This window comes from Sphingomonas sp. BAUL-RG-20F-R05-02 (assembly GCF_022662305.1).
Taxonomy (GTDB): domain Bacteria; phylum Pseudomonadota; class Alphaproteobacteria; order Sphingomonadales; family Sphingomonadaceae; genus Sphingomonas.
Genome location: NZ_JAKNQH010000001.1, coordinates 1029307 through 1042142, shown reverse-complemented (window position 1 = coordinate 1042142; position 12836 = coordinate 1029307). Strand labels below are relative to the sequence as shown.

The 12836-nt window shown below is 66.7% G+C and carries 8 protein-coding genes; 2 read left to right on the top strand and 6 right to left on the bottom strand.

All coding sequences use genetic code 11. The features are described from left to right. The first annotated feature begins 254 nt into the window (after window positions 1–254). Complete coding sequence (locus L8F97_RS04955) at window positions 255–1367, top strand: PIN domain-containing protein (protein ID WP_242147015.1); 1113 nt, start codon at window positions 255–257, stop codon at window positions 1365–1367. 14 nt (window positions 1368–1381) lie between these two features. Here the strand turns inward: L8F97_RS04955 and L8F97_RS04950 are convergent, their stop codons facing one another. The 6 genes from L8F97_RS04950 to L8F97_RS04925 all read right to left on the bottom strand — a co-directional run bounded on the left by L8F97_RS04950 (window position 1382) and on the right by L8F97_RS04925 (window position 11832). After that, a complete protein-coding gene (locus tag L8F97_RS04950; RefSeq protein ID WP_242147013.1) occupies window positions 1382–2719 on the bottom strand; it encodes a hypothetical protein in 1338 nt (445 codons plus the stop codon). After that, window positions 2716–6420 carry an AAA family ATPase gene (locus L8F97_RS04945; RefSeq protein ID WP_242147011.1) on the bottom strand — a complete coding sequence of 1235 codons (3705 nt, stop codon included), beginning with the start codon at window positions 6418–6420 and terminating at the stop codon, window positions 2716–2718. Before L8F97_RS04945 ends, L8F97_RS04950 begins: the two co-directional genes overlap by 4 nt. Beyond that, on the bottom strand, window positions 6417–7646 hold the full coding sequence (locus L8F97_RS04940; RefSeq protein WP_242147010.1) for an exonuclease SbcCD subunit D C-terminal domain-containing protein: 1230 nt from the start codon (window positions 7644–7646) through the stop codon (window positions 6417–6419). The genes L8F97_RS04945 and L8F97_RS04940 overlap by 4 nt, the downstream gene beginning before the upstream one ends. A gap of 1032 nt (window positions 7647–8678) precedes the next feature. Then, complete coding sequence (locus L8F97_RS04935; protein ID WP_242147008.1) at window positions 8679–9398, bottom strand: FadR/GntR family transcriptional regulator; 720 nt, start codon at window positions 9396–9398, stop codon at window positions 8679–8681. 123 nt (window positions 9399–9521) lie between these two features. Beyond that, a complete protein-coding gene (locus tag L8F97_RS04930; RefSeq protein ID WP_242147007.1) occupies window positions 9522–10682 on the bottom strand; it encodes a cellulase family glycosylhydrolase in 1161 nt (386 codons plus the stop codon). 1 nt (window position 10683) lies between these two features. Further along, the gene (locus L8F97_RS04925) at window positions 10684–11832 is read right to left on the bottom strand and encodes an aldose epimerase family protein (RefSeq protein WP_242147005.1); all 1149 of its coding nucleotides are present in this window, start codon (window positions 11830–11832) and stop codon (window positions 10684–10686) included. Between the two features lie 79 nt (window positions 11833–11911). On the opposite strand from L8F97_RS04925, the gene L8F97_RS04920 reads away from it, so the two are divergent. After that, complete coding sequence (locus L8F97_RS04920) at window positions 11912–12832, top strand: Gfo/Idh/MocA family protein (protein WP_242147004.1); 921 nt, start codon at window positions 11912–11914, stop codon at window positions 12830–12832. The last annotated feature ends 4 nt before the right edge of the window (window positions 12833–12836 follow it).

Genomic DNA, 12836 nt, shown 5'->3' with positions numbered 1-12836 from the left:
TCCGCAAAGCGACCTATCTTGGGCGCCGTTTCACGCGGACGTGGCCTAGTCTGCGGCGGCTCATGACGAGAGAGGCAACACATAGGACATTCCGCTTGGGCGCTGCCCGCGGCTCGCTGCGCGATATCGAACACGTCACGGCAACCTTCCGCGACAGCGCCCTCACTCGGCGGTTGCGTCACATGCGGTGATCGCTGATCAGAGTGGCAACGTTGGGAATTGGGCCAGTCGGAGTCCGGAAAACGGAGACCAGAATGGCCGGCGACCCGGTGATCATTTTCGACACGAACGTGCTGCGGAACACGAGCTGGCAGTCCGCTCCATTCCGCCAGCTGATAGAAATATCAGCGTCCAGGAAGATCCAAGTCTACATACCTGAGATCGTCCTCAACGAGCGGCGGACGCAATGGCGCGAAGACCTCATCAAGGCGGCCGCCGGAGTCAAGAAGTCGTTGGAGAGGTATGCCAATGACCCGCTACTCACCGACGATCAGCGCGCCGCCTACGCGGCGACGAGCGCCGCATTGCCGGAGCACGACTACGAGCAACTCTGCATCGACTCGTTCGAGCGGTACTTCAGGGATGCCCGATTCGAGGTGTTCGGCCTGACGGTGGGGCAGGCGGAGGTCGCCTTCTCGCGCTACTTCGCGGGCGCCAAGCCGTTCAAGGACGTCAAGGCGCGCAACGACATCCCCGACGGCTTCGTGTTCGCTGCGGCCGCGGAGATCATCGCCAAGGTCAAGAGCGCGTATTTCCTCTGCAAGGACAATGAGCTCGCCAGCGCGGTCGCCGAGATCGACGGGGCGGCGGTCCTGACTAGCGTCGAAGACGCGCTGAAGATGCCTGAGATCGGCGATCTCAGCATGGAGCTTGAAACCAACAAGGCCTGGCTGAGGGTCAAGGATCACTACCCGGTCGAGAGGGCGCGGGAGGAACTCGTGACCTGGGCCACGGAACGACTGCACATGTTTCTCGAGGGCAAGACGGTCTGGAGCGAGAAAATCCCCAGCGACGGCAACGACGGCGAGATCGAGTTCGCCGAAGAGCCGGACAAGGTCGAAATCTCGGAGTTCACGGACTGGGGCGGCGGAGACCTCTCTGCGACCATCACGCTCACCTGCGACGTCCAGTTGCACCTAATGGTGCACAAGGGGGACGCGTATTCGGTGCCCGACTGGGTGTCGGTGTCGATAAGAGACTTCGATGACTACAACTATTTCGATGCGAGCGCCTCGGCCAGGGTCGCCGTGAAGATGGACGTCTCCTTCCGCGCGGTCGTCGCCGACGAATACGATGACGACGAGGAGACTGTCCTGAGCGTGACTCCGGACCAGGATCCGCGCATCTCGTTCCTATCCGGCAACTGAGCTCCGACAGTTCGTTAGCGGAGGCGCCTCCTGGCTGTCCGAAGCTCATCCTCGGCGAACACGCCGGCCCATCGCGACTGCAGCACGAGCGATTCGACCGCCAGGTCGACGCGCCCGAGCAGCGCCAGCCGCCCGAAGCCGTCTGACGGCGGTAGTTCGAGCAGCCGTCGCGCGGTGCCGATCCCGCCGAGACGGTCTACCATCTGCAGCATGCCGGTCGGCTGATAGCCGAGGGCGTCGCACTGGGCGTAGATGTCCCGGAGCGCTGCGACGAACTCGCGCTCCACCCGCTCGCGATCTTGAGAAACGATTGCGGCCGGAGCAGCGGGGCTCGGCGATGGCGCGCTGCTGGACAGTAGCGGTGCGAGCCCAGCTACGTTCCCGGTCAGCCAAGTGGCGAGTTCGCCGATCGCGTCGAGGCCCGCCACGACCGCTTCGCGCTGGCCCTCAAACGGGGCGGTGGGATCGATCCCCGGGGTCTGGACGCGGATCGCCAGCGACTTGCCCGCCGGCTCGGCGGTAAACCTCGTGCCAGCCAGCACGCCCGAGGACCGAAGGCGGTCGACCGCGCTCGAGAGGCCGGCGAACTGCGCGTTGGCCCATTTCCACGCGACGCCGCTGCCGAACTCGTGGCGGAGTGCCGGGGTGGGCAATCCCGGCAGATCCAGACCCTCGAAGATGCGCGTGATCGCCTTCGGCCCGTCAGTCGACAGGCGGACCTTCAGACCGGGGAGACGCTCGCGCGCGAGCGCCGCATAGGCATCGGCGAAGTCGCGCTTCTCCGGGACGGTCGTCGCGATCCAACCGGACGCGGCCCGCTTGCCGCAGAGCGCCTCAAGCAGCTGGACACGCATATCGAGCCGGGCATCGAGCTCGGGCGACAGGCCGTCCGACCGCCGCCGGTCTTCCAGATGGTCGATGATCTCCTCGATCGATACGCGGGCGTCAAACGCCGCCGCGCCGGTCAAACCGGCCAGACGGCCCTCCGGCGTTACGAGTATCGTCGCTGCGTTGGCGGTTCCCAGGCGGTCCCGCGCAGCCGCAAGCTCCGCGACATAGGCCTCGACCTGGCCCGGTTGGAAATCGGCGGTCACCTTGCTCTCGATGAGCACGACCGCCCGGAGTTCACCGGCGGCGTCGAACCAGCCGATCTGCACGTCAGTCTGCCGGGCGTCCTGCAACCTAGGCGGCGACTTCTGCAGTCGGATCTCCAGCCCCGCCGGCTCGGCGAACGCCGGCACCACGTTCCCGACGAACCAGTTGCGGAACCCAGCCGAGGCCTGCAACTCCTCGATCAGGAAGTTGTCGAGGTCGCGCTCGCGGACCCGGTCGCGGAACGGCTGGTCGCTCACCCTTCGACGACCTCGATCGAACTGGTCCCGTTGGACGTCGGTGAAACCGCGATCTTCACGGCTATTCGCTCCTTCACATCGTCGATGTGGCTGATGACACCGACCCTGCGGCCCGTCGCGTGAAGGTGTTCCAGGACTCCGATCGCCTGCCCTAGGCTGGCGCTGTCCAGCGATCCGAAGCCCTCGTCGATGAACAGGCTCTCGACGCGCAATCCGCCACCGGTCGACATCTCGGACAAGCCCAGCGCCAGGGCGAGGCTCACGAGGAACCGCTCGCCGCCCGACAGGTTCGGCAGCCCCCGGACCTCGCCCGCCATGTCGTTGTCGATGACCTGCACGAGCATCTCGCTCTCGGGTGCGCGCTCCAGCGAATAGCGCGGTTTGAGTTCCGCCAGCCGCGCGTTCGCGTGAATCAGTAGCCGTTCGAGCGTCAGTCCCTGCGCATAGCGCCGGAAGCGGTTGCCGGTCGCGTCGCCGATCAGCGCGTCCAGCGCGAACCACGGCTGCGCGTCCGTGCGCGCACCCTCGAGCGTACGACGGAGTTCGGCGGTCGCCGTGCGCGCCGCGTCATCCTGGCGGATGACCATCTCCGCCTCGGACAAGACCTCCCTTGCAACCGCTTCCGCCAAGCGGGCGGCGTCCAGGGCCGGTTCGAGGTCGTCGACCGCGATCGCCGGCGCCTCGGTGCGCGCGTGAGCGTCACGGTCGGCGACGCGGGAGAGAAGGCCGGCCTCCGCCGCGACAACCGCGCGATCAAGCTGCGCCAAGGCCGCCTCCTCGGCGTCCAGCTCGCCGGTCCCCGCCTCCGCGGCGGCCTGCACCCAGGTCGGGTCAAGATCCTTCTCCGACAGCTCACGCGACAGGGTTTCGCGCCGGCGCCCGGCATCGGCTTCCTCTAGGGCGAGCCGGCCGACCGCCTCCTCCTGACGGGCCGCCGCGCCCGCGGCGTCAGTCCGTGCGCGCCCGAGCACCAGGCGCGCGTCCTCCCTCGCCGCCGTGGCGGCGTCCACGGCACCGTCGAGGCGCTCGGCAACAGCTCCGACGCTCTCGCCGCCGAGCTTGGAAGCGCGCTCCGCGACGAAAGCGTTGCGCTCAGCCGACGTCGCCTTCTCCGCCTGTTCTGCATCGGCGAGCCGGGCGACGTCCCGCTCCCTCACGACGTCCGCGCGATGCACCGCGTCGGTCAGTCCGGCCATGCCCGTCTCGATCTCAGCCAGATCCGAGCGTCGCGTCCGCCACTCCTCGACTAGGCGCTCGAGCGTCTCCAGCGGTGCGCGGTCGTCGCGCCAGGCGAAGTGCACGGACAGGCGTTCGTCAAGGTCGCGCTCCACCTGGCCGAGGCGTGACGTCGCTTCGGCGAGGCGCTCGGTGTTACCGGCCGCCTCGATCTCCAGATCGCGTAGTGCCCTCCCGGCCTCCTGCTCCGCGTCGCGCGCACCTTCGTTGGCAATCCGCGCCCCGTCGAGATCGCGCTGTGCCGACTGCGCGGCCTCGCGCGCCGCCGCCAGCCGGTCGCGCCGCGCATCGAGCGCGGCGAGGCGTTCCGAGACGAGCGACCTCACCTCCGCCACGTCATTCTCGATGCCGCACGCGGCGAGCACGGTTTCGAGCGCCGAGCCCGCGTCGGCGAGTATCGCCTCGGCACCGGCAACCATAGCTGATCCGCCCCCGGCTATCTGGGCCGTCGCGGCCAACCGGGACCGGTCGCCCTCCATACGGTCGGTGAGCACCGCGCGTTCAGCGTCGAGCGCGCCGATCGCGGCACCTAGTTCCGCGACGCGGGCCGCATCGGCGGCGGCACGGCCGTCGATCAGGCCCGCGAGCGCCGCGACCGCGTGGTCCACAGCGCCGCAGACCGGACATGGTTCGCCGTCGACGAGCGTCTCGCGCAGACGCGCGGCCGCGTCGTCGGACGCTGCAGCCGAAAGCGCACCGGCTCGTGCGGCCTCCTCCTGCCGCTCGCGAAGGGCCGGCAGCTCGGCCTCGATCACGTCGAGCCGGTCGCCCGAGGTCGAGATGGCCTGCTCGAGTCGTGCGAGCTCAGCGCGGTTGGCGGCGAGCGCCGCCGACTCCCTGCCGATGTCCGCGGTCGCCCGCTCGAACGTGAGCATACGGGGTTCGATCGCCAGCAATGCGTTGCGCGTCATCTCAATCTCGTTCGCCTCGCCGGCGGCGGGGATCGCCCCTTCCGTATCGCGAGAGGCAGATGCCGCCGCCGCCAGGGCGTCGCGCGCCGCGGCGGCGGCCGTCGCCGTCTCGTCTCTCGCTTTGCGCGCGGCTTCGATGCGGCCACCGAGCGACACGCGTGCCGCGTCGAGGTCGGTGACGCGTTCGGCGAGAGCGGCCCGATCGGTGATATCGGCCTTCAAATCGTCGACACGGCTGGACCAGGTTTCACGCGTCTGTTTCTCGTTCAGCCACGCGGCGAGCGCGTCGCGACGCCCGCTCGCCTCTTCCCGCTGAACGGTCGCCGACGCATGCGCATCTGCACTCGCCGCGGCTTGGGCGGTCGCCGCTGCCCGCGCGTCGGCCAGCGGCAGGAGCTTGCCTTCGGCGTCAGCAAGCCGGCAATCTAGCGCCCTGGCCGCTTCGAGTTCCGGTCGAAGGCGATCGCGCTCCGCTGCGGCTTCGGCCAAGCCGCGCACGGTATCAGCCTCCGCGGTCGTGGCGGTGGCCGTTCGCGCGCGCGCGTCGTCGGCCTCGGTTCTCAGCGCCTCGATCCTCGTCCTGGTCTCAGCCGCCTTGGCGTCCGCGTCGGCGGCCGCCCGCCAGGTCGGGACCGCGGAATGGGCCAGCCTCTTTCGCGCCAGGTCGAGGCGGCGCGGTTCGGCCTCGTACCTGCGTTCGACCGAAGCCGCCCGCTCGCCCTCGGCGACTTCGACGAGACGCGCCAGTTCTCCGGCGCGGACATGCCAGTCGTGGTCGCGTCCTCGCGCGGCGAGATCGCCGGCCGCCGCGCCGTGAAACCGCCGGGCCTCGGCGAGGCTCTCCTCGGCTGCCGCCCGCGCAATGTCGTCAAGGCCGTTCTGCGCGGAGATGCGCACCTCGATCGCGGCGATCCCCTGGCGCAGTGATTCGGCCCGAAGGCGCGCGGCGGCACCGAGGCGGGCGTAGAGCTCGGTGCCCGTCAGCTTCTCGAGCAGTTCCGCACGTGTGTTGGCGTCGGCGTCGATGAAGGCGTTGAACTCGCCCTGCGCCAGCATCACCGCCCGTCCGAACTGATGGGCGCTGAGCCCAATCAGGCGGCGGATCTCGGCTAGCGTCTCGGTCCGGGTGCCGCCCATCGCGTCGCCGGTATCGAGGTTGACCAGGGTCTGGACGACCTGCTGGAGCGCGCCGTCGGGCCGCCCACGCGCGCGCCGGACCGACCACCGGCCACGGTAGCGGCCACCGTCGAGGCCGACGAAGTCGACCTCCGCGAAACCTTCGCCGGCGCGGTGCCGCAGCAGCGCACGCGAATCGCCCGACGTCAGCATCTCGCCACCGGACGTGCCGACGTGGCCGGACGACACGGAGCTGAGGCGCGGGACGTCGTTGAAGAGCGCAAGGCAGACCGCGTCGAGGAGGGTCGACTTCCCCGCGCCGGTCGGTCCGGTGATGGCGAATATGCCCGCGGAAGCCAGCGGCTCCGCGTCGAAGTTCACCTCGAACTCGCCGGCGAGGCTGGTCAGGTCCTTGCCCCTGATCGCGAGGATTCTCACGGTAGATCCTCCGACTGGACGGCGACCACGAGCTTGGCGAACGCCCGGGCCAGCGCCTCGTCAGGCTCGCCACCATGGCGGTCGGCGTGCAGCGACGCGAAGACGGCGGCCGGCTCGAGCTCATCGAGCGTCTCGCCCCGGTCCAGCCGGTCGCGGACGGCCGCCTCCGGGAAGACCGAGCGGACGCGGGTCAGCCTGACCGGCTTGCCCGCAAGCGCGGCATGGACACGCGCGGACACGCCCGGCTGCGGTCTGTCGAGAAGGACCGATACCTCGACGAATGGACGACTGCCGGGCGTGGCGGGATCACCGAAGTCGAAGGCGGCGAGTGAAATCTCGAGCTCGTCGAGCGGGAGCGGGTCGCCGACCGGCAACGACAGAAACGGTGCGAGGCGGGGTATCTCGACGACGTCGAGCGTGACCCCTTCGGGACCGACGTCGACGACGCTGATCGAGTGGCGATAATCCCGCTCTGCGACCGACAGTGGGAGAGGAGAGCCAGCGTAGCGGATCACCGTTCCGCCGGGGATGTTCTGCGGCCGATGGAGGTGGCCGAGGGCGACATAGGCGGCGCGGGCGTCGAACAGCGTCGAGGCCTGCGCCTCCTCGCCACCGATCACGATCCTGCGCTCGGAGTCGACCGACACGTCGCCGCCTGATACATGCAGGTGGCCAGTGAGGACGACGGGGAGACCCTGCGCCCGATCCAACGCCGCGGCGGTTACCTCGGAGTAGAGAGCTGCGAGATCGCCCCGACCGAGATCACCCGGCCGGCAGAACGGTATCGCGGCGAGGACCGCAGCCGGCTTGCCATCGTGTCCGGCCAGTGTCGTGACGAGCGCATCGACGTCCAGCTCACCTTCCCGACGGGGAATCTGGCCGACCAGATGGACGCGACCGCGCCCGAGCAAGGCGCCGGGAAGGCTGATGCGGGCCGCGGAATCGTGGTTCCCGCCCACGACGACGATCTGCAAGCGGGGGCACCGCGCGAGCGCATCGCGCAGGAGGCCGTAGAACCGCGCCATCGCCGTCACCGGCGGATTGGCGACGTCGTAGATGTCGCCCGTCACGACCAGGGCGTCGGCGTCGAGTTCGACCAGCCGATCGAGCAACCACGCGAGGAACGCGTCGTGCTCCTCGTCGCGACCGTGGCCGTGGAGCTCCTGACCTATGTGCCAGTCGGACGTATGGACGAGACGCACTCTGCCGGATGAAGCCCTTGTCATGCCGTGATGCTATAGCGTTCGAAACCGGATGTGCAGTCTCCCCGGACAACGGAGGTGATCAGACCCAAGGGGCCGGCCGCTCACATCTGCCGGAGACTGCGCTCCACCTCGGCGTTGCCGTCGTAAGATGGGTGAATACCGCGGGCGAGTTGGTCGGACAGCCAGTCCTGAGCTTCTTCGTAGATCGGGTCTCCCTCATGGACGGGGGTCAGCCCGAGCACGACGCGGCCGATGAATTGATCTCTATTTATCCGGTCCGCCGACCGCACGCGTGACTCAAGATGGTTTTCGGCGTCGACGATTGACGCGCGCGGAGGGTTGATTCGCGCTCAGCGAATGGCAAGTTGTGTCAAATCTGCCGTTGCGAGCCCGATCGGCGAAAGACGCATTCTTATCGTAAGCCGAAGGTGCCACAGATAGGAAGCGCACCGAGCACAGCACATTATGGTCGCCGGCTCGGCCGTTATACACAGAATTTATATAACTCGGTGTAGCTGTATCGAACCTGCTAGGTGCACAACCTCCTGCGAAGAGCGTTGGGATATATCTGCAGTCGATATACATCCCGTTGAGCGTGAAAAGGTCGTGTCGGCAAGTAGCGTGTTGGTAAGATAAATGACCGACTATCTACACGATTTCGCCGAGCACATGTTCCGACAGTTGGAGGGCTTCGGTTCATATGGCTTTTCCCGGACGCCGTGTCACTTCACTTGCCAAAACCTCTAGCACGTCGAGCTGAATCGAGTGCCATCATCCGGACGTCATCTGAGCGAACCTGATGAACGCGCTGGGCGTAAGTGAATTTAGTTTGGAAACCACATCGCATTTTCGATTTCAGACTTTAGATCCCGCAGCGATCCGGTCATGGAAAATATGCCTCCACCTGCGCCGCAGGCGCTCGAAGCATGCCCTGAGCGGTATAAAGCCTTGTCGCGCGTGGTCATATGTTACGCCAGTTTCCCGATTGTCTTCTTTGCCGCCGTTGCGTTGCAGCCGCGATCATAATCCGGCTGTGATCGGCCCGTCGTGACATTAAACAGCGGGCGAGCGGACGATCAACTCCATCACCTCGTCGATGATGTATAGCATCGAAGTGCGCGCACGCCTGACGTCGCGCGCCTCGATCGCGCGTAGAACCGCCTCGTGCGCGGCAAGATCGGCGGTGCGGCCCTGAATGCGGTTCGTGAAGCGGATGGAGGTGCGAAGCGCGGTCGCGACCACGTCAGAGAATTGTGCGAAGAAGGGATTTCCCGACGCGCGTAGGATCGCAACGTGGAAGGCGATGTCAGCCTCTAAAGTATCGTCTCCGCCTGTCTCGGCCACCCGCATGCGGTCGAACCCTGCACGGATCGCGGCTAGTCCGGCATTGTCGGCGAACCTCGCGGCAAGCGCGGCGGCGGCGGGTTCGATCGCGATGCGAAGCTGGCTAAATTCGCGCAACAGATCGATCGAGAACTTGCGATCGAGAAGCCAGCGAAGCACGTCCGGGTCAAACAGGTTCCACGCGCTCGACGGCTCGACGATTGTACCCCGACGCGGGCGCGCGCTGACTAGCCCCTTGGTCGTCAGCATCTTGACCGCTTCGCGCGTTACAGAACGGCTGACACCGTGCTGTTTGGACAACTCGGCCTCGGTGGGAAACTGCCGCTCGGCATAGCCGCCGGTGACGATGGTCTTGCCGAGATGGTCAAGCAGGCCGTAGGTCAGATTGCGACCGAGCGACGTCCTAATTTCCTCCGGCTCCGAAGACATCGCCCACTCCCCACATCCGTAAGCGTCACCGACGAAAGATCAGATAAATCCACCTATTGATCAAAGCTGCTTAGCGAGCGGCCGACGCGGGGGGAAGAGTTCGTACCACCCTCCGCGTCGCCATCACCGCACAGCGCTTGGCACGACGCCGCGCGGCGCATCGCTAAGCCGCTTGATGAGGGCAGTTTCCGCTTGGCGGTACGGCGTGCCGTCGGCGCGAAACACCTCGTGGAACCACAGCGTCGGCTCCTCATAGGTATAGGGCTTCTTCCAGCTGTCCCACGGCATGCGCGTCTGTGTCTTGCCGTCGACGAAGCCCCAGTTGATCATCGCGATGTTGAGGCGCTTGCCGATCGGCAGCGATCCGTCGAAGGTCGATCCGTTACCGCGCGCCATGAACTCGGTACACCACACTGGACGGCCGTAGCTCAGCATCTGGCGCGCACGCTTCTCAAACGTTTCGGGCCAGCTGTAATCGTGGAAGCTCAGCACGTCGGATTGGCCGATCTGCGTCTTTTCGACAGCATCTAGCGTCGCCTGATCGTCCCAATGATCGCCAGTCCACACGCCCGAGGTGAGCGGCTGCGTCGGGTTCGCCGAACGCGCCCAGGCGAACACTTGCGGCAGCAGCTTCGCGACATAGGCCTTCTTGTCCGGCGTCGGTACGTAATTGCCACCGCCCTCATTGTTGGGCTCATTCCATACGTCCCAGCCCAGGATACGCTGGTCGCCCGCGAAATGCCCGACCACGTCCTTCACATAGGCTTCGAGCTTGCCGTATTGCGCAACATCCTTCAGCCGCGCAGCACCGGGGGCTTGCACCCAGCCCGAGTTGTGCACACCCGGAATCGGCGGGCGCTGTGGTCCGGCCTTCGGGTTCGGATCCCAGCAGCTATCGAACAGCACGAACAGTGGGCGGATCTTGTGCTTCGCTGCGATGGCAAGAAACTGGTCCATGCGCTTCTTGAGCCCCTCGGGATCATTTTCCCACAGCATGTTGTGCAGGAACACGCGCATCGTGTTCATGCCGATCGACTGGGCGTAGCCGAGTTCCTTGTCGATAGTCGCCGGATCGAAGCTGTCCGCCTGCCACATCTCGAGCTGGTTGATAGCGGTGGCGGGCGTGTAATTCGATCCGACCAGCCACGCCTGCTTGCCGTACCAGGCATTCGCCTGCGCCTTGCTCCACTGGTCGCGCGCGGCAGCGGGCGTCGCTCCGGCGGCCAGCGTGATCGCGGCGGTGGCGATCAGGAACGTGCGACGCATCATCATGCGGTCACCCATGTCAGTTCGCTCCCGCGCCGGTGGTGAACCGATAGGTCATCACGTTGCGATAGGTCTGGCCCGGCGCCAGCCGTGCGTCGGGAAAGCCCTTCTGGTTGGGCGCATCGGGGAAGATCTGCGGTTCCATGACGATCGCGTCGCCCATCCGATAGACGCGGTCGGCCTTGCCGTGCGTCGTCCCGTCGAGGAAATTGCCCGAGTAGAATTGCAGGCCCGGCTGGTTCGACCACAGTTCGAACCCGCGCCCGGAGGCCGGATCCTCGACCTTCGCCATCATGTGCTGGTCGCGCGTCACCGTCTTGCCGATCACCCAGTTGTGATCGTAGCCGCGGGCGAACGCGATCTGCTGGTCGCTGGCGTCGCGTACGCGATCGTTGATGACGTGCGGCGTGCGGAAGTCGAACACGGTGCCCGCCACCGGCTGGAACGCGCCGGTCGGGATCGATCCGGCGTCGGTCGGCAGATAGGTCTCCGCCGGGATCGTCACGCGGTGCCCCATCGCGCCGTTGGTCGAACCTTCGCCCGACAGGTTCCAATAGCTGTGGTTGCTGATGTTGGCGATCGTCGGCTTGTCGGTGGTGGCGACATATTCGATGGTGAGGTGGTCGTTCTCGCCGAGCGAATAGGTCGCATCGACCGTCATCGTGCCGGGATAGCCCTGATCGCCGTCGCGGCTGACGTAGCGCAGCGTCACCGACGCGGTGGCGCCATCCTTGACCGAGACGATCTGCCACAGCACCTTGTCGAACCCTTGCGTGCCGCCGTGCAGCGCGTTCTTGCCGTCGTTGACGGGCACCTGATAGCGCTTGCCGTCGAGCGTGAACTGGCCGGCTGCGATGCGATTGGCGAAGCGGCCGACGGTGCCGCCGAAATACTGGCCCTTGTCGAGATAATGCTGGAGGTCGCTATAGCCGAGCAGCACGTCGGCCTTCTGCCCGGCCCGGTCGGGCACGATCACCGACTGGAGCGCGGCGCCATAGGCGATCACCGTCGCTGACATACCCTTGGCATTGGTGAGCGTGACCGATCCGACCGGCCGACCGTCGGGCATGGTGCCGAAGGTGGCGCGCTTCGAGCTGGTCGCATGCGCGGGGGTGGCGGCCATCAGGGCCATTGCGGCGATGCCCGCGGCTGTCGTGAAACGCTTCATATGTCTCTCCCTCTTATCGACTTGATACCGCCGGACGCGCGCAATAGGAATAGCATATATATCATATAAAAGGCTGGTGATGGACGCGATACGGCTTGGCGTGGTGGGCATCGGCAAGATCGCCCGCGATCAGCATCTCCCCGCGATCACTGGCGATGCGCGCTTCAAACTGTCCGCCACGGCGAGTCCGCACGATGTGGTCGACGGCATACCGGGTTATGCCGACATCGCGCAAATGCTCGAACATGCGGAACTCGGTGCGGTGTCGCTTTGCACGCCGGCCGGCGGGCGGCACGCGCAGGCCGCCGCAGCGATCGCGGCGGGGTTGCACGTCATGCTGGAGAAGCCGCCCGCCGCGACGCTGTGCGAGGTCGCCGATCTGCGCGCACTGGCAGAGGCGAAAGGCGTCACATTGTTCACCACATGGCATTCGCGCGAGGCGGCTGGGGTCGCGCCGGCGCGGGCATGGCTGGCGGACAAACACGTCAGGGCGGTGCGGATCTTCTGGAAAGAGGATGTCCGTCGCTGGCATCCCGGGCAGGAGTGGATCCTCGCGAGCGGTGGGTTCGGCGTGTTCGATCCCGGCATCAACGCGCTGTCGATCGTCACCGGCCTGTTGCCCGAGGCGCTCTTGCTCGAATCGGCATGGATGGAGGTGCCCGCCGGGCGCGGCGCACCGCTCGCGGCGGAGTTGACGATGCGCAGCGGCGGCGCGCCCGTTACCGCGGCGTTCGACTTCCTGCAAACCGGACCGCAAACCTGGGATATCGAGATCGACACCGATGCGGGCACGCTGCGGCTGGCGATGGGTGGCAGCATCCTGCATCTGCCCGGCGTGGCGCCGCAGCAGGCGCCCGACCACGAATATCGGCGGCTGTACGCGCGCTTCGCGGAGCTGATCGCCGCGGGGCGGAGCGATGTCGACGTTCGCCCGTTGGAAATCGTCGCTGACGCGTTCATGCTCGCCGAGCGGCGCACCACCGACGCGTTCGCGTTCTGAGCGG